Below are 17276 nucleotides of genomic sequence, written 5' to 3'. Positions count from 1 at the left end.
CGCTGTCAAATAGTTTCAAGCGCCTTGCCGCCTGCACGGCGCTTGAAGCAGGGCTTGACACCGCGGGCTTAAAACTCTTCCCAGTCCTGCTCGCCGGCGACGTGTGATGGCGTTTTGCGCGCCGCAGCACCGGCAGCCCTGGGTGCGGCCGGCTTGCTGGCCGTCGCCTGAGACTGGCGCTGCGTCGCCAGCCGCGGCGTGGCGGCGGGGGCGGTCCTGGCCGGCCGCGCGGCGCGTACCGGCGCTACTGCCGGCGTCACGTGTTCGAGCTGGAAGCCGGCCGCCACCTGCGCCAGGCGCGCCGCCTGATCCTGCATGCTCTCGGCCGCCGCCGCCGCTTCTTCCACCAGGGCCGCATTTTGCTGCGTTACCTGGTCCATCTGCGCGATGGCCTGGTTGACCTGGTCGATGCCCATGCTTTGCTCGGCGCTGGCGGCGGTGATCTCGGCCATGATGTCGGTAACGTGGCGCACGCTGTCGACCACTTCGCTCATGGTGCTGCCGGCCTGCTGCACCAGCCGCGTGCCGTTGTTGACCTGTTCCACCGAGTCGCCGATCAGGGTCTTGATTTCGCGCGCCGCCGCGGCCGAGCGCTGCGCCAGGCTGCGTACTTCCGTGGCCACGACGGCAAAGCCGCGCCCCTGCTCGCCGGCACGCGCCGCTTCGACGGCCGCGTTCAATGCCAGGATATTCGTCTGGAAGGCGATGCCGTCGATGACGCCGATGATGTCGACGATTTTCGTCGACGCCGTGTCGATGGCGCCCATGGTGTCGACCACCTGGCTGACGATGTTGCCGCCCCGTTCGGCCACGCTGGACGCGGCGACCGCCATCTGGTTGGCCTGGCGCGCGTTGTCCGCATTCTGCTTCACGGTGCTGGTCAATTCTTCCATCGACGACGCCGTCTCTTCCAGCGAACTGGCCTGCTGCTCCGTGCGCGCCGACAGATCCTGGTTGCCGGCGGCGATTTCGCCCGAGGCCGTGGCGATCGCGTTGGTACCCGTCTGCACTTCCGACACCACCTTGCGCAGTGCCTCGTTCATGCCGTGCAGCGCGCGCATCAAGTCGCCGATTTCATCGCTGGCAGGCGTGCCGAAATGCGTGCGCAAGTCGCCGTCGGCCACCGTTTCGGCCACCTTCACGGCGGCCTTCAATGGCTGCGTGATCGAGCGCGTGATCAGCCAGGCGCAGACGCTGCCCAGCGCCACCACCAGCGCGCACAAGGTCAGCAGCAGGGTGAAGCTGCGTCGGTTGGCCGCCTCGATCGCTTGCGCCGTGGCATCGATGGCCTGGCGCTGCTGCGACAGCAGGGCCTTGACGTTGTTCTGGTACTTGGCGGCGGCGGGCGCGAAGCTGTCGCGGTAGGCGCTTTCCGCCTGCGCCGCGTTGCCGGCCTTGCGCGCATTCATCACCAGTGTCTTGGCATCCTGGTACTTGACGCGCTCGGCAATGGACGCCTTGAAAATGTTTTTTTCCTCGTCGCTGTCGAGCAGCGCCTCGATTTTCTTCAGCAGTTCGCTGCCCTGTTTCGTGCTGTCGGCGATGGTGTCGGCAAACACGCTCGACAGGGTTTCATCCGTGCTTTTGGCGATCATCGAGGTGCGCGCGATGGCCGAATAAATCAGCACGTACCAGTCCGATACGAGGCGTTCCTTGGCCAGCGGCTTTTCCATCATTTGCCGCGTCGCTTCGGTATTCACGCGGGCACTGTACAGCGCGTACGAGGTGGAGACCACGGACAGCAGCAGCACCAGCGCGAAGCCTGCCGCCAGGCGGGTGCCGATACGAAGGTGGGAGAGGGCGTGCATGGTTAGACTCCTGTCGCAGAGGGATTAAGGTTGCCTGTGCGACATAGTATGCACTGATAAGTGACCAAGAGGTAAACGAAAAAATGGCTTGTTTTTGCTCACTGTTGCAGCCACGCACGTGCTGCAGATCGCCCGCCTGGCGCTCGCTTTCACGAAGGCGGGCGAGGGCGAGACGGAAAAAAAGCGGCGCCGTGCAGTGCACGGACGCCGCTTTTTGCGGGGGTATAGGCGCTTACCGCAGCGCCGCGATCATCTGTTTCAGCTTGCCGGAATCGACGCAGAAGGCGCGGATGCCTTCGGCCAGCTTCTCCGTCGCCATCGCGTCTTCATTCATCATGAAACGGAAGGCTTCTTCGTTGAGCGACATGTGCACGACGTTGGCCGATGGCGCCGCTTCGGCGCTCAGCTTGCGCTCCACGGGGGCATCGCTGTCGGCCAGCTTTTGCAGCAGGTCGGGGCTGATGGTGAGCAGGTCGCAGCCGGCCAGTTCGAGGATTTGCGAGGTGTTGCGGAAGCTCGCGCCCATCACCTCGGTCTTGTAGCCGAACTTGCGGTAGTAATTGTAGATGCGGCGTACCGATTGCACGCCCGGGTCTTCCGCGCCCACGTAGTCGATGCCCGTCGATTTCTTGTACCAGTCGTAGATGCGGCCGACGAACGGCGAAATCAGCTGCGCGCCCGCTTCGGCGCAGGCGATGGCCTGCGCCAGCGAGAACAGCAGGGTCATGTTGCAGCGGATGCCTTCCTTTTCCAGGATGGCGGCGGCGCGGATGCCTTCCCAGGTGGAGGCGATCTTGATCAGCACGCGCTCGCGGGCAATGCCGGCGTTCGAATACAGGGCGATCAGGTCGCGGCCCTTGGCCACCGTGCCATCCGTGTCGAACGACAGGCGCGCATCGACTTCGGTCGAGACGCGGCCGGGGATGATTTGCAGGATTTCCTCGCCAAACGCGATCAGCAGGCGGTCGATGATTTCGGAGTTGGAGGCATTCGGATGGTCGCGCACGGCCTTTTCCAGCAACGGCTTGTATTCATCCTTCTGTACAGCCTTCAGGATCAGCGACGGATTTGTCGTCGCATCGCGCGGCGTGTAAGCCTGGATCGATTGGAAGTCGCCGGTGTCGGCCACCACGGTAGTAAATTGCTTCAGTTGTTCGAGTTGGTTCATGGCTGCACGGGAAAGAGTGAATGGGCTTGCCCGGGTATTGTACCGAATCCGGTGCCTGAAGCACCGACTATTGTCTTCCCCGCGCACTACTTGTTCAATTGAATCTTGCTTTTTTGAGAACTCGCGCATAATTGCCTGAACTTGTTTAATTTGCACATTGTTTTTATAAGCAATATGCGATGCCACACTCCAGATGAAGAGCATCCTTTGACACAAGATATCGTTAGCGCGGTAGCCGCCTTCAATGGCGCGACACGCCTGTATGCATTGTCCATCGGTGACGATGGCCAGGACAGCGGCTTGCTGGTGGAAGGCTTCGCCGCCGACGAGGCACTGCAAACCATCGGCGCGCGCGACATCATTGCTTTATCCACCAGTGCTTATGTCCCGCTCGCTTCCCTGCTGGGCCAGCCGGCCAGCCTGCATATCAGCCTGGCCGACGGCACGCGCACCCAGTTTTCCGGCTACATCAGCGCCGCCGCCATGCTGGGCAGCAATGGCGGCCTGGCGCGCTACCGGCTGCGCATGACGCCGTGGCTGTGGCTACTGACGCAAGTGCGTAACAGCCGCGTCTGGCAAGATCGGAGTGTGACGGCCATCGTCGACGCGGTATTTTCGGCCTACGCGCCGCACGCACTGTGGCGCTGGAGCGACGAGGTGGCGTCGTTCATGCAGGACGCGGGCGAACGCAGCTATTGTTGCCAGTACCGCGAATCGGATTTCGATTTCGTGCGCCGCCTGCTGACCGAAGAGGGGCTGGCCTGGCGGTTTGACGGTCAGACCATGATCGTCTTTGCCGACAGCAGCCAGGCTTGCGCCACGCCAGAGGACGCCAGCAGCACGCAAGGCGGCGGCTTGCGCTTCCATGGCGCGCGCGTCGGCGAGCCGGGCGACAGCGTGCAAGCGCTGTACGCGCGGCGCAGCCTGCACGTCGGGCTGAGTAGCGTGCTCAGCTACGATTACAAGGCCAAGAAGGCGGTCGCGGCCAGCGTGCCGACGAATATGGTTCTCGGCGGCAAGAATGCGCCGCTGCTGGAAAGCTACGACACACCGGGCCAGTACTGGTATGCGAATGGCGCCCAGGCGCAGCGCTACGCGCAGTTGCAGATGCAGGCCCACGAAGCGCGTGCCCAGCTGTGGCAGGCGCGCTCGACCGTGCGCACCTTGCGCGCCGGCACGCGCTTTACCCTGACGCAGGGGCCGTTGCAGGCAGCCGACGGTGCCGCGCCTGAGTATGTCGTGCTGCGCGTGGCCAGCATCGGCGTCAACAACCTGCCGGCCCCAGCGCTGGAAGGACTGGCGGAACTGTTCGGCCCGATACCGGAATTGCTGGAAGAAACCGTGGCAGAGTGGGGCGCAGGGTTTCCAGATTTCGCTGCCGCGATTGCCCAGGCGCAAAGCAGCGGTTACGCCAACTGTATCGAGATGATTACCGCAAGCACGCCGTGGCGTCCGGTGCACGATGACAACGATGCGCGCCAGCACGCCACGCCGACCGCCTTGGGCAGCCAGAGCGCCATCGTCGTCGGCGCCGATGGCAATGACGTGGCCAGCGGCGCCGATGAAATCTATTGCGACAAGCTGGGCCGGGTGCGCATCCGCTTTCACTGGCAGCAAGAGACTGGCGCGACCTGTTGGGTGCGCGTGGCGCAACGCGCGGCCGGTGGCGGCATGGGCAGCCAGTTTCTGCCGCGCATCGGCCAGGAAGTGCTGGTGCAATTCCTGGAAAACGATATCGACCGGCCCGTCATCATCGGCGCCCTGTACAACGGCCAGGGCGAGGGCGGTACCAAACCAACCCCGGGCGGCATGGCGCGTGATCAAAACGACGCTGGCGTTTTCCAGCCGGCGCACGATCACGCCGTGGCGGGCCAGGGCAATCTGGCGGGCGGCAACAGTCCGCTGTGGCATGGCGCAGCAGGGGCCAGCGCGGCGCACCGTAATGGCGCGGCGCAATGGGGCATCCGCAGCAAGGAGTTCGGCAAGGTAGGCAGCGCGGCCGGCTACAACCAGCTGCTGTTCGACGATACCGACCAGCAGGGACGCATCGAGCTGAAAAGCAGCCACGCGGCCAGCGAGCTGAACCTGGGCCACCTGATCCACGCGGCCGACAATTACCGGGGCAGCCTGCGCGGCGCCGGCGCCGAGTTGCGTACCGACGCGTATGGCGTGGTGCGGGCCAAGGCTGGCTTGCTGGTGAGCAGCTATGTGCTCAGGCATGACGCCGCGCAACGCGAACCGGCCGGCGACAACGCCGGTGGCATGGCATTGTTGAAACAGGCGGTGCTGCTGGGCGACACCTTCAGCCAGGCCGCCAAGACGCACCAGACGGTGACGTACGCCAGCCACATCGGCGCCAGCGCGCCGAATGCCAGCGAGCTCGACGACAAGGCGGCGCCACTCAAGGCGATGCTGGCCAGTGTTTCCGGAATGCATGACCAGTTGCCCCAAACAAAGGACTCCATCATCGCGATTGCCGCCAGGGCCGGACTGGGCGTCGTCGCGGGGCAAGACCTGCAACTGGCGAATGGCGAAACCGTCACTATGATGAGCGGGCAGGACACGCAACTGACCGGCGGCGGCAAGCTGCGCTTGCACACGGGCCAGGCGATTGGCGTGCTGGGTGGCGTGGTCAAGGCCGGGGAGAACAATATCGGCCTGGAGATGATCGCCGCCAAACAGGCCATCGACCTGCAGGCGCAGGCCGACGTGCTCAACGTGCAGGCGCGCGAGGAAATCAACGTCATCAGCGCCAACGCGCATATCGACTGGGCGGCGGCAAAAAGCATACGCCTGTCGACGGCGGGCGGAGCCAATATCACCATCGAGGGCGGCAACATCACCATCCAGTGCCCTGGCAAGATCACGGTGCATGCCGGCAGGAAGAGTTTTATCGGGCCGACACGCTTGGCTTATCCATTGCCGGCGCTGCCTGCCAGCGTTTGCAAGGCGTGCCTGCTGGCGGCACTGCGTAGCGGCAGCCCGTTTGTCGCACCCACGGCAGCCTAGAAAAGGAATCCTGATGTACTTTGCCATCGATGTTCCCGACCCAGAAGTTCCAGTACTGATCGTGCAGCAACTGCAGGCCTTGCGCGCGGAGGCGGCGGTGGCGAACGGCAGCCAGCCCTTGCATCTGCTGGCGCTGCTGGACGGCGCCTGCGATGAGGAGTTTTTCACCAGGCGCTACCCTAGCCGGCTCCGGCGCCAGTCTCTGTATGCGCACACCTCGCTACAAAATTTCAAGAGTGCCGCACCGCATTTAATGGCGGCGCCATCGACAAGCAGCGAGCAGGCCGAGTGGCTGCAGCGCCTGTTTTCGCTGTGCGCAGGCAAGCCCATGCTCAGCATCATCGCCAGCACGCTCGATATCGACCAGCTGGAGCAGCATCTGCGCCCCTATTTGATTGCCATTACGCCAGATACCGTTGAATGGCCCGTGCGCTGGGCCGATAGCCGCACATTGCCGGCCTTGCTGGCAGCCTTGACTGAAACGCAGTCTGCGCATTTGCTGAGCCCGATCTACCGCTGGTGGTCGCTGCGGCGCGATGGCTCCCTGATCAGTTGGCAGGGCGAGGCGCAGCCCAGTCCCGTCCCTGCGGAGTTTGACAAATTCCCCCTCAGCGACGCCGCCTTTGCCGCCTTGGTGGATATCGCCGAGACCGACGCCATCCTGGCCAATCTGCATGATGTGCAGCCCGATCTATTTTATTCCGGCACCCCGGCCGGGTGCCACGCGCGCGTGGCGCGTCATTTGTTAGTGGCAAACGCCAGCGGCATCGAGGCGGCTGGCCAGCGTCAGCATTTCAGCGCCCTGGCCTTGATGCTGGCCGATGACTTTACCTTGCATCCTGCGATGGCCAGCCTGTTGCGGCGCACGCGCCAGGGTGCGAATTACCTGTCCGAACTCGACGCGCTGCCCGACGATTTCTGGCAGGCACGATCAGCTGCCTAGCCTTGTTGCTTTATTTTATAAAAGGAAAATGATGAAATGGATTATTTTTTGCGGCACGGTCTTGTTTAGTGCCTTGCTGCTGAACGGCTGCGCCCTCAAGGCCATATCGTTATACATAAGTCAGCCAAGCCCATCGCGCAGTGCGCGTAATGTTTCGGCTGCGGCGTGAACTTGACTCAATCCGCGCCAGATGGTTTTGACGCCAGGTTCTCCGTCGCTTTTCCGGCCGAGGAAGCCGCCGACTTGGGCGATCAGGCGGACGATCTCGTTCAAGGTGGGCGGCGAGGCTGGCATCTTCTTCTTGGTCAGCAAATGGGCGCCACGAATCTCGTCGGGATCGAAGAACAGCGCGGCATCGAGATCGGGGCAGGTCCTGCCCATCCGCATCAGATAGGTGACGCGCCAGGCGACCACCATGAACAAGGCCAGCGCCCGCTCGATGCGGTCGATGGCCGATAGCTGCAGCGCTTCGACCTTGCAACCATTTTTGATCACATGGAAATAAATCTCGATCTCCCAGCGCGCCCGGTACCATTCGATCAATTCGACGGCTTGCTCGACCGTCTCGATGGGCCGATTGGTCAGCAAGCGCCATTCGACCGGCTCGCTGCCGGCTGGCGCGCCCACTTCGCGCGCCACCACGCAGGTCACGCCCAGGCGTCCGCCTTTGCCGTCGGCAATCTCGACCTGCCGGGCCCACAGTTGTTGGCGCACAGTACGCGCCTTCTGATCTTCGCCGGCCGGCATGGTGAAGCTGATTTCTCCCAGTGCCGCGCCGCTGCAAGTGTGCTCCCACAGCTTTTCGCCGTCGTCCACACTGCGGTTGTGCGTGGCGCGCACCAGCCAGTCGGCCGGCGTGTCCAAGTCGCGCGCACGGCGCATCAACGCCACCACGTCGGCCTCGCGGTCGGCCACGTACACCAGCCGTGTACCAGGCAACGTCGCGGCCATCTCGGCCACGCGTTCGTAACCCTCAATCCAGCGCGCGCTTTCTTTCTGCCCGGGACGCACGCCGTCCTTGCCACGCTTCGCGCGCGCCCACATCCAGGCATCGAGCACGCCGAGCGGTTCGCGCGCCGGCGTGACGGCGTAGGTCGGATGCAGGTACATGCCGCGCCGTGCCTCATAGTTCAGCGGCCCCAGCCCCTGCGCTTCCTGGCCGTTGAAATCGAGTTCGGTCGTGTCCTGGATGCACAGCACGACAGCATGGGCCTGCATGCGCTCGCGGGTGCGCTCCCAATGCGGGGCCAGGATGGCCTCCCAAGACACATCCTCGTTGCCGAGAAAGCGGTAGGCCGCGCAGGTTTCGCTCCAACTGTCGCAGGCTTCGGGAATGCTCGCCGTCGGCTTTGCCGTAAATCGTTCCATCAGTGTTCTCGCTCGTTTGTCGAGGCGAGCATCGCCCAAGTCCAGTCCAGCAAACTCTTGCTCCGTCCAGCGGCTCGATACCTTGACCAATGCGTCACCCAAAGTCAAAGAGTAAACGCGATCTCGGCAAAGTTTACAAGCCCCTCAGGTAAGTCCTTGAAAGTTAACGACTTTCAGGGCTGCGTGTGGGACGCCTGCCGACTTGTGTATAACGATATGCCTCAAGGCCAGACAGCTTGCGGAAGCTGGCCCAAGGACCACCGCGACGGCGCAGGTGGGTATTGTGAACCATACGGGAAAATATATTTATTCCGCATCAGTGGATGGCGCGGGAGGCGCCAATATGGCCAGGTGGGGAGCGGGAGGGGCAGAAATTTGCTGTGCCTCTATCCCGCGAGTTTGGTATCCGGGAATGAAAGTCCTTGTGCGGTGGAATATGCCTGAGGGACATACCAACGTTATCAAAGAAAAAATGGTGGAGGTGGAGAAGTATGATAGGCCAGGAGACATCTATATGCATTTTTTTGAGGATGATGAGGTGAGAGTTGTTGTGTCAAATGTGGACGGCGATAGTAAAAATCATCCTATCCTTCATTCCGGAAAACCTGCCAATACTCCTTGATTTTTTCATCTAAAAAACTTCCTCTTTCGCGCCTTTGCCTGTCGTTTTTTTATTTCAGCCGTCGATGCTTGATCAATCCAATTAGCTATTATTTTTATAAAAGACAAATGATGAAACGGATTATTCTTCTTGCTGGTGTCTTGTGTGGTGCCTTACTGCTGAACGGCTGCGCGCTCAAGGCCAGACAGCTTGAGGAAGCAGGTCCAAGGTCGACCGCGACAGCGCAGGTGGGTATTGTGAATCATACGGGAAAATATATTTATTCCGCATCGGTGGATGGCGCAGGAGGCGCCAATATGGCCAGGTGGGGAGCGGGAGGGGCAGAAATTTGCTGTGCCTCTATCCCAAGAGTGTGGTATCCGGGAATGAAAGTCCTTGTGCGGTGGAATATGCCTGAGGGACATACCGACGTTATAAAAGAAAAAATGGTGGAAGTGGAAAAATACGATGAAACAGGGAGTATTTATATCCATTTTTTTCCAAACGACGAAGTTCGAGTTGTGGTTTCAATTTATCCAGGATATAGCACTTCTCATCCGATACGTCACTATGGAAAACCAAAAAATATCAATCCTTAGAGGTTTATTGTGATTGGTGAAACTTTCATTCTTGCGCCCTTCCCTGTTGTTTCTTTTCTTAAACCATCTACGCTTGAGAAATCAAAAATTTCTTTGGCTGGATGTGACGGTAAAGGTGAAAAAATATGCAGTATTCCAGTGAAAGTCGGACTATTATTTGATAAAAAATAACAACATGGAGCACGATAAAAGTGGGGTGAGGAAAGGTGTGCTCGATCAAAAAAACCATACCTATAAATAATGTTGTGGTAGGCGTCAATGATGCCAGTCATAGCAATGCGGCGCGTCTATTTTTGGTTTTCATCTGATAAGCGGGTGCTGGTTGTTTTCGATATTATATTCCTGGCGTTGGGACGCTATTTAGGAAAATCGGTGAATTAATTGAATCGGATGAAGGGAAGAATTTTTCCAAAGGAGGGGTGGCGAATTGTGTAGGAGTTATTGCAGATTTACATGAAATTAATCGGGTAATGTATGAGAGTGAGACTGGATTATGTAAATCAGCATCTTGCGTCGGACACGCCAGGGGGCAAATTACTTGTCCGAACTCGACACGCTCCCCGACGATTTCTGGCAGGCACGATCAGCTGCCTAGCCTTGTTGCTTCAATTGTTAGCTTTTATAAAAGGAAAATTATGAAATGGATGACTTATCTTGGCACGGCCTTGTTTAGTGCATTGCTGCTGAACGGCTGCGCCCTCAAGGCCAGACAGGTTGCGGAAGCTGGCCCAAGGACCACCGCGACGGCGCAGGTGGGTATTGTGAACCATACCGGAAATTTTATTTACTCCGCATCGGTTGATGGAGCGGGAGGCGCGGATATGGCCAGATGGGGGGCAGGGGGGCAGAAATCTGTTGTGCCTCCATCCCAAGAGTTTGGTATCCGGGAATGATGGTTCTGGTGCGGTGGGATATGCCGGATGGATTAAAACATATTGTTAAAGAAAAAATGGTGGAAGTGGAAAAATACGATGAAACAGGAAGTATTTATATCCATTTTTTTCCAAACGACGAAGTTCGGGTTGTGGTTTCAATTTATCCAGGATATAGCACTGCTCATCCGATACGTCACTATGGAAAACCAGAAAATATTAATCCTTAGAGGTTTATTGTGATTAGTGAAACTCCCACTCTTGCACCCTTCCCTGTTGTTTCTTTTCTTAAATCATCTACGCTTGAGCAATCAAAAATTTCTTTGGCTGGATGTGACGGTAAAGGTGAAAGAACATGTAGTATTCCGGTGAAAGTCGGACTCTTTTTTGACGGAACAAATAACAACCTGGAGCGCGATAAAAATGGGGTGAGAACAGGTGTGCTCGATCCAAAAACAAAGAAGCCAACATCTATAAATAATGTTGTGGTAGACGCCAGTGATGCCAGTCATAGCAATGTGGCACGTCTATTTTCTAGTTTTTCATCTGATAAGCGGAGTGCCGGTTATTTCCGATATTATATTCCTGGAGTGGGGACGCCATTTAAGGAAATTGGTGAATTGACTGAGTCGGACGAAGGGAAGGCTTTTGCAGCAGGGGGGCAGTCGCGCATTATATGGGGACTGTTGCAGGTTGTAAATTCATTGCATGCAATTATTGATGCAAAAGGAAATCCATTATATAAAGATGATCAAGCCGGCGAGTTCGCACGTACTTATGATAATGCCGTAGGCCGCAAAAAGGTAGCGCATCCGTCAACTGGGAGGGAGCGCTTTATGACCCATTCTGAATGGTTCGCTGAGCATATTGAAAAACTAAGGGCGGCAATGGCGGCACAGCCGAGGCCGTATATTCCATCGCTGACCTTGTCCGTGTTCGGTTTTTCGCGTGGTGCCGCCGAGGCGGTAGCGTTTTGCCAGCTGTTTGCCGATTTGCTCACGCCAGGCGAAGGTAAGGTGCAGAAGTTTGCCGGCATCCCCGTCATCATCGATTTTCTTGGCGTCTTCGACACGGTGGCGACCGTGGGCAGTTCGGGGTCGGTGGCGCAAACCACGATCGCGCCTGGCGCGATGTTCGATGGCCATTGGGCCTGGGCCAACGAATTGCTCAAGCCGTTACCGCCCTGCGTCCAGGCCGGCTTGCATTGCATTGCCGCGCATGAACAGCGCATGAATTTCCCCGTCACGCGCCTGAAAGGCAATATTGAGGAAGTGTATTTCCCAGGCGTGCACTCCGACGTGGGAGGCGGCTATGGTCCGGGAGAACAAGGGAAGGGGCGCGGCGGACAAGCGGCCTTGCTGTCGCAAATCCCGCTGGCGCATATGTTCAAAGAGGCGCGCCTCAAGGGCGTACCTTTGAGACCGTTCAGCGAACTGGAGGCTACGGTACAAGTTGATTTCCAGGTCAGTCAAGAGCTTGCCCGCGCATGGGAAGCGTACACCGCAGAGCTGAACAAGCAAGGCGATTTGCTGAGCAAGCACATGGAGCTGTATTACCGCTGGCGCGCCGTGCGCGTCAAGACACTGGAAGCCACGACCAGCTTCAAGGCGGCCAACGCGCAAGAGCGGGAGGATCTGGGGTCCTACAACCGCCTGCTGGCAGGCGATCTGGAAGCGCTGCGCGTGCGCAAAGCCTTCCGTCATGGTGATGAAGGGCAACCGTTCAGCGCCCGGGATAGCCAGCGAATGAATCACTGGCAATATTTTCGCGCCCAGAATCACACGTCCCTGGATAAATGGGAAGAATTTGCGCTCGACATATTCGATCACCCCAAACCGCTGCCCCCCGAAGTGATGCGGTTTTTTGACGATTATGTACATGATTCCCTGGCCGGCTTTTATATGGCGGGTGAAGTGACGGAATACGACAAGCGCGCCAGGATCGCCTCGTTCGCCAATAAACCGCCTAAAGAAGGCTTTTATAAACGCGCGTATGAGCTCAGCCGGAAGACCGAAGCCGCGCAACTGAAACAGAAGAATGGCGAAGCATTGACACCGGAAGAGGAGGCACTGGTCAAGGAAGCGCAGTACGGCACGCCTTACCCGATCCGTACGGATGCCGACAGCGCCGACATGCGTAGCAGGCTGATCACCACGCAAACCTATACGCGGCGCGAGGGTGGCGGCTATATCCTGCGCCGAGGCTATTCCCCGCAAAGCGGCTTCTTCCGGAAAAGCGTGCACGAGAAGGAACTGCAGCGCATGCCGACGGCCGGCATCAAGGCGAAAGAAGCACCGGAAGAATTCGTGTGGAGTGATAACTTGATACAGGATATTGCGCAAGCCAAAGCCGATGAAGAGATGTACCTGGCGCAGCAGCGTTCTGCAACCCGGATCGAGGCGCTCGCATAAGGCGTGACTTCAGCGCGGCTGGAGCAGAAAGGAAAATTATGAAGTGGATTATTTGTCTTGGCGTTGCATTGCTACTGAGCGGCTGCGCCCTCAAGGCCCGGCAGCTTGAGGAAGCAGGCCCAAGTCCTACGGCAGGGGCGCAGGTAGGTATCGTGAACCATACGGGGGAGTCTATTTACTCCGCATCGGTGGATGGGGCGGGAGGCGCCAATATGGCCAGATGGGGAGCAGGGGGAGCCGAGGTTTGTTGTACTTCTATTCCGCGAGTGTGGTATCCGGGGATGATGGTGCTGGTGCGGTGGAATATGCCTGAGGGGCATACCGATGTTGTCAAAGAAAAAATGGTGGAAGTGGAAAAATACGATGAGCCGGGAGATATCTATATGCATTTCTTCCCCATGATGAGGTGAGGGTTGTTGTGTCAAATGCCGGAGGGAGTGCCAAAACTCATCCTATTCTTCATTCCGGAAAACCTGCCGATATGCCTTGATGTCTGTCGCGCAAAGGGGCGGCTCCAGCGAGGCTGAAGCCGATGAGAGGTCAGCCGATGAAGGAATCGAACTGCATGTCGAATTCCTGCAAGGCCTTCTGTGCATTTTGCATCTTCTTGCGGAATTCAGGCCCGCGCTGCAGGGCCAGGCCCACGGCCAGCACGTCGATCACGACCAGGTAGGCCAGGCGCGCGGAAATCGGTGTGTAGGGATCGGTGTTGAAGACCAGGTCGATCGGGATCAGCACCGTCGCCAGGTCGGCCAGCGGCGTGCCCGATGGGGCCAGCACGACGACGTCGGCGCCGCCGCGGCGCGCCAGTTTTACTGAGCGGACCAGGGCGGGACTGTTGCCGCGCTGCGAGATGGCCACCAGGCAGTCGCCGCCGCGCAGCAGGGCTGCCGCGATGCTGTGGATGTTCGGATCGCTGTAGGCCACCGTCGGCACGCCCGAGCGGAAGAACTTGTGCTGCGCGTCGGCCGCCACGATGCCCGAGGTGCCCTGGCCATAGAATTCGATCTTGCTGGCGCGCGACAGGATGTCGAGCGCACGCTGGATCGCTTCCGGGTTCAGGTTGTTGCGCAGGTCGAGCAGGGTGTTGATCGAGCGGCTGCAAATCTTGTTGACCAGGTCGGCCGCCAGGTCGTCCTGCGCCGGCTGCTCGTTCGCGCCCGGCATGGCCAAGGCCAGGCCCTGCGCCAGTTTCAGCTTGAATTCATGCCAGCCGTCATAGCCCAGGGTGCGGCAAAAGCGCACCACGGTCGGTTCCGACACCTGCGCGCTTTTCGCCAGCGCCGTGATGTTCTGGCTGACCGTCTGGTTCGGCTGGTCAAGCACGGCCAGCGCGACCTTCTTCTCCGACTTGGAGAGCGAATCGAGCTGGGTGCGGATGGAGTCAAGCAGCATCAGGGTAGTCTTCTGGTAGGTGTTCAGGAGTGTCGGGATAATAGGTAAAAGGCCTGCCCATCTGTGGGCAGGCCCTTGTCTTGCCTGTTAATCCTCAGGTAAGGCTTCTTCACGCCACTGCAAGCCATCGCGGCCGATCAGGGCGCTGGCCGCGGCCGGGCCCCAGGTGCCGGCCGTGTACGGAATCGGCGCGCTGTCGTTCTGTTCCCAGTGGTCGAGTATCGGCTCGACCCATTCCCAGGCCGCTTCCAGTTCGTCGCCGCGCATGAACAGGGTCAGCTGGCCGCGCAGCACGTCGAGCAGCAGGCGCTCGTAGGCGTCCATGCGCGGCGTCTTGAACGATTCGCGGAAATCGAGTTCCAGTTCCGCCGGTTTCAATCGCATGCCGTCGCCCGGGGTTTTCGCCATCAGGTTCATGCGCAAGCCTTCGTCCGGCTGCAAACGGATGACCAGGCAATTCGGCTGGAAGCTGGAGGTGGGCTGGTTGAAGATCGAGTGCGGGATCTGCTTGAAGCGCACGACGATTTCGGCCAGGCTGTCGGCCATGCGCTTGCCCGTGCGCAGGTAGAACGGCACGCCGGCCCAGCGCCAGGTGTCGATTTCCGCCTTCAGCGCGACGAAGGTTTCGGTGCGCGAATGTTCCGGTGCATCCGGCTCGTCGCGGTAGCTCGGCACGGTGGCGCCATCGACGTGGCCGGCGCGGTACTGGCCGCGCACGATGTTTTGCGCCAGGGTGGTGGGCGTGAATTTTTTCAGCGAGCGCAGCACTTGCAGCTTTTCATCACGCACGGCGTCCGGCGCGATCGAGGTCGGCGGTTCCATGGCGACGATGCACAGCAGTTGCAGCAAGTGGTTCTGCAGCATGTCGCGCAGCGCGCCCGAAGTGTCGTAGTAACCCATGCGGTTGCCCACGCCCAGTTTCTCGGCGATGGTGATCTGCACGTCGGAAATCCATTCGCGGCGCCACAGCGGTTCGAACAGGATATTGCCGAAGCGCAGGGCCAGCAAGTTCTGCACGGTTTCCTTGCCCAGGTAATGGTCGATACGGTAGATCTGCGATTCCTGGAAGACCTTGCCCACTTCGGCATTGATCTGCTTGGCGCTGGCCAAGTCGCGGCCCAGCGGCTTTTCCAGCACCACGCGCGAATTCGGCGTGACCAGGCCATTGTCTTCCAGGTTGTCGCAGATCAAGGCAAACAAGTGCGGCGGCGTCGCCAGGTAGTACACGCGGGTCAGCTCGGCATCGCCGCGCAGCGCTTCGACCAGCGGCGCATACGTTGTTGCATCGCTGGCGTTGAGCGACACATACACGATGCGCGCGCAGAATTTGCTCCAGGTGGCGGCATTCAGGGTGCTGGCCTTGATGTGGGGACGCGAGTTGGTCTCTACCATCTTCAGGAAGGCATCCTGGCCGCTGTCCTGGCGGCCCACACAGATGATGCGCGCCGTCGGCGGCAAATCGTTCGCGACGTCGCGCGCATACATTGCAGGCAGCAACTTGCGCATTGCTAAATCGCCGCTGCCGCCAAACAGGACCAGGTCAAAATCGGTAAGTGCCATAAGTGAGTGTCGTCGCAAAAGTAAAAGAGCCGGAGCGGGGAGGAGGCCGACCGGAAGTGCCAGTCTGTCGCTACTATCATTCTGTGGTGTAAATTTACTACGTAGAACAGGCAATTGCAAGAAATTTTACTACATTCCATTCACTGGCGTCGCAGTTTTGCCCGGTATGCTGGCAGGCGGCGTCGGCAGGACCATTATATGCCGTTCGCTGGCGCAGGGCTTTTCAAAGCAACCATGGTTGCCAGGGAAATTTTCGGTTCCCTCCGTCATCATTTGCGCTGTAGCAACAAGCAAATCAAGAAATGCTGTCAGGATCGCCGTTAGCAGCGTAAAGTAGCTTTAAGGAAAGTAAAAAAACGTATAATTCAAGCTGAAATCGATAGCAACTATTGGTTGTACTGCACTGCACCGTTAGCGCCGGCCATGCCCCGAACCCGCCATCCGACGTCTGTGCGACGTGCAGTCCGCACTGTTCGCAGCATCACGGGTAGGCAGACTTAACTTTACAAGACGGCTTAAGGGGACACAATGAATTCAATGCAGCAAGATGTCGATGAACGCACCAGCCTGACAGGCAATAACAAATTCGAACTGTTCCTGTTCAAGCTGGGCACCAGCGATCACTCGACCAGCCGCGAACTGTTCGGCATCAATGTGTTCAAGGTACGTGAAATCATGGAGATGCCGGTCATTACGGCGGTGGCCGGGTCGCACCCGCACATGCTGGGCGTGGTCAATATCCGCGGCCAGATCGTGCCCGTGATCGACTTGCCGATGGCGGTCGGTTGCAAGAGCAGCGGCTTGAAGATCCTGATGGTGACCGAATTTGCCCGCTCGACACAGGCGTTTGCCGTGGAAGAGGTCGATGAAATCGTGCGCCTGGAATGGAATCAGGTGCTGTCGGCCGAATCGAGCGTCGGTGGCGGCCTCGTCACCAGCATCGCGCGCCTCGATGGCGACACGGACAAGACGCGCCTGGCGCAAGTGCTCGACGTGGAGCAAATCCTGCGCGACGTGCTGCCGTCGGGCGACCCGGACGTGGACAAGAACAGTATCGGCCCGCAAGTGCGCTTGCCGGCCGGCGCCGTGATCCTCGCGGCCGACGATTCCTCGCTGGCCCGTTCGCTGATCGAGAAGGGCCTCGAAGCGATGGGCGTGCCCTTCATCATGACCAAGACGGGCAAGGAAGCGTGGGAACGCCTGCAGGCGATCTCGGCCCAGGCGGCGACCGAAGGCAAGACGGCGAAAGACAAGGTCGCGCTGGTGCTGACCGACCTGGAAATGCCGGAAATGGATGGTTTTACCCTGACGCGCAACATCAAGAACGATGGCCGCTTCTCCAACATCCCCGTGGTGATCCATTCGTCGCTGACGGGCTCGACCAACGAAGACCACGTCAAGGGCGTGGGCGCCGATGGTTATGTGGCCAAGTTTGTGGCAGCGGAACTGGCTGACACCATCCGCAAAGTGCTGGCCCGCTAAATTTTGTGCTGGCATGTAAAAAGCGCCGGACCCTCGCGGGTGCCGGCGCTTTTTCATGCC

14 protein-coding genes are annotated in these 17276 nt (G+C 59.3%); 9 read left to right on the top strand and 5 right to left on the bottom strand.

What is annotated here, in order from left to right; all coding sequences use genetic code 11:
* Nucleotides 1–68 precede the first annotated feature (68 nt).
* Nucleotides 69–1808 carry a methyl-accepting chemotaxis protein gene (locus tag CNX70_RS23140; RefSeq protein ID WP_096237432.1) on the bottom strand — a complete coding sequence of 580 codons (1740 nt, stop codon included), beginning with the start codon at nt 1806–1808 and terminating at the stop codon, nt 69–71.
* Nucleotides 1809–2040: 232 nt separating this feature from the next.
* Nucleotides 2041–2976: a transaldolase gene (gene tal, locus CNX70_RS23135; protein ID WP_096237430.1), complete on the bottom strand. Its 936-nt coding sequence runs from the start codon at nt 2974–2976 to the stop codon at nt 2041–2043.
* Between the two features lie 174 nt (nt 2977–3150).
* Here tal and CNX70_RS23130 point away from each other — a divergent pair, with 174 nt between their 5' ends.
* Together CNX70_RS23130 and CNX70_RS23125 are read left to right on the top strand one after the other, a co-directional pair.
* Nucleotides 3151–5985, top strand: a complete 2835-nt coding sequence (locus tag CNX70_RS23130) for a type VI secretion system Vgr family protein (protein ID WP_096237428.1) — start codon at nt 3151–3153, stop codon at nt 5983–5985.
* 13 nt (nt 5986–5998) lie between these two features.
* Nucleotides 5999–6928, top strand: a complete 930-nt coding sequence (locus CNX70_RS23125; protein WP_096237426.1) for a DUF4123 domain-containing protein — start codon at nt 5999–6001, stop codon at nt 6926–6928.
* A gap of 120 nt (nt 6929–7048) precedes the next feature.
* Here CNX70_RS23125 and CNX70_RS23120 read toward each other — a convergent pair whose 3' ends face one another.
* The gene (locus CNX70_RS23120; RefSeq protein ID WP_425269253.1) at nt 7049–8398 is read right to left on the bottom strand and encodes an IS4 family transposase; all 1350 of its coding nucleotides are present in this window, start codon (nt 8396–8398) and stop codon (nt 7049–7051) included.
* Between the two features lie 181 nt (nt 8399–8579).
* Between CNX70_RS23120 and CNX70_RS23115 the strand changes: the two genes are divergently transcribed.
* The 6 genes from CNX70_RS23115 (at nt 8580) to CNX70_RS23095 (ending at nt 13189) form a co-directional block, all read left to right on the top strand.
* On the top strand, nt 8580–8918 hold the full coding sequence (locus tag CNX70_RS23115) for a DUF3304 domain-containing protein (protein WP_167389711.1): 339 nt from the start codon (nt 8580–8582) through the stop codon (nt 8916–8918).
* Nucleotides 8919–8986: 68 nt separating this feature from the next.
* Complete coding sequence (locus CNX70_RS23110) at nt 8987–9496, top strand: DUF3304 domain-containing protein (protein ID WP_157751250.1); 510 nt, start codon at nt 8987–8989, stop codon at nt 9494–9496.
* A 635-nt stretch (nt 9497–10131) separates the two neighbouring features.
* Nucleotides 10132–10389, top strand: a complete 258-nt coding sequence (locus tag CNX70_RS28630) for a DUF3304 domain-containing protein (protein WP_167389589.1) — start codon at nt 10132–10134, stop codon at nt 10387–10389.
* Complete coding sequence (locus tag CNX70_RS23105; protein WP_096237420.1) at nt 10326–10598, top strand: DUF3304 domain-containing protein; 273 nt, start codon at nt 10326–10328, stop codon at nt 10596–10598. The genes CNX70_RS28630 and CNX70_RS23105 overlap by 64 nt, the downstream gene beginning before the upstream one ends.
* A 9-nt stretch (nt 10599–10607) precedes the next feature.
* On the top strand, nt 10608–12779 hold the full coding sequence (locus CNX70_RS23100; RefSeq protein WP_244198932.1) for a phospholipase effector Tle1 domain-containing protein: 2172 nt from the start codon (nt 10608–10610) through the stop codon (nt 12777–12779).
* A gap of 38 nt (nt 12780–12817) precedes the next feature.
* Nucleotides 12818–13189, top strand: coding sequence for a DUF3304 domain-containing protein (locus CNX70_RS23095; RefSeq protein ID WP_096237416.1), 372 nt, complete (start codon nt 12818–12820; stop codon nt 13187–13189).
* 130 nt (nt 13190–13319) lie between these two features.
* On the opposite strand, the gene CNX70_RS23090 is transcribed toward CNX70_RS23095, so the two are convergent.
* Nucleotides 13320–14174 carry an SIS domain-containing protein gene (locus CNX70_RS23090; protein ID WP_034750862.1) on the bottom strand — a complete coding sequence of 285 codons (855 nt, stop codon included), beginning with the start codon at nt 14172–14174 and terminating at the stop codon, nt 13320–13322.
* Between the two features lie 87 nt (nt 14175–14261).
* Nucleotides 14262–15734, bottom strand: a complete 1473-nt coding sequence (zwf, locus tag CNX70_RS23085) for a glucose-6-phosphate dehydrogenase (RefSeq protein WP_096237414.1) — start codon at nt 15732–15734, stop codon at nt 14262–14264.
* A 528-nt stretch (nt 15735–16262) separates the two neighbouring features.
* Between zwf and CNX70_RS23080 the strand changes: the two genes are divergently transcribed.
* A complete protein-coding gene (locus tag CNX70_RS23080) occupies nt 16263–17216 on the top strand; it encodes a chemotaxis protein (protein ID WP_096237412.1) in 954 nt (317 codons plus the stop codon).
* The last annotated feature ends 60 nt before the right edge of the window (nt 17217–17276 follow it).

This window comes from Janthinobacterium svalbardense, assembly GCF_002327145.1.
Lineage (GTDB): Bacteria > Pseudomonadota > Gammaproteobacteria > Burkholderiales > Burkholderiaceae_D > Janthinobacterium > Janthinobacterium tructae.
This window is presented reverse-complemented; position numbering and strand designations above follow the sequence as displayed.

What these genes read in the sequence shown, in the direction of transcription:
- CNX70_RS23140 (WP_096237432.1), bottom strand. Translation starts at nt 1,808, where the DNA reads ATGCACGCCCTCTCCCACCTTCGTATCGGCACCCGCCTGGCGGCAGGC.
- tal (WP_096237430.1), bottom strand. Translation starts at nt 2,976, where the DNA reads ATGAACCAACTCGAACAACTGAAGCAATTTACTACCGTGGTGGCCGAC.
- CNX70_RS23130 (WP_096237428.1), top strand. Translation starts at nt 3,151, where the DNA reads ATGCGATGCCACACTCCAGATGAAGAGCATCCTTTGACACAAGATATC.
- CNX70_RS23125 (WP_096237426.1), top strand. Translation starts at nt 5,999, where the DNA reads ATGTACTTTGCCATCGATGTTCCCGACCCAGAAGTTCCAGTACTGATC.
- CNX70_RS28630 (WP_167389589.1), top strand. Translation starts at nt 10,132, where the DNA reads ATGAAATGGATGACTTATCTTGGCACGGCCTTGTTTAGTGCATTGCTG.
- CNX70_RS23105 (WP_096237420.1), top strand. Translation starts at nt 10,326, where the DNA reads ATGGGGGGCAGGGGGGCAGAAATCTGTTGTGCCTCCATCCCAAGAGTT.
- CNX70_RS23095 (WP_096237416.1), top strand. Translation starts at nt 12,818, where the DNA reads ATGAAGTGGATTATTTGTCTTGGCGTTGCATTGCTACTGAGCGGCTGC.
- CNX70_RS23090 (WP_034750862.1), bottom strand. Translation starts at nt 14,174, where the DNA reads ATGCTGCTTGACTCCATCCGCACCCAGCTCGATTCGCTCTCCAAGTCG.
- zwf (WP_096237414.1), bottom strand. Translation starts at nt 15,734, where the DNA reads ATGGCACTTACCGATTTTGACCTGGTCCTGTTTGGCGGCAGCGGCGAT.
- CNX70_RS23080 (WP_096237412.1), top strand. Translation starts at nt 16,263, where the DNA reads ATGAATTCAATGCAGCAAGATGTCGATGAACGCACCAGCCTGACAGGC.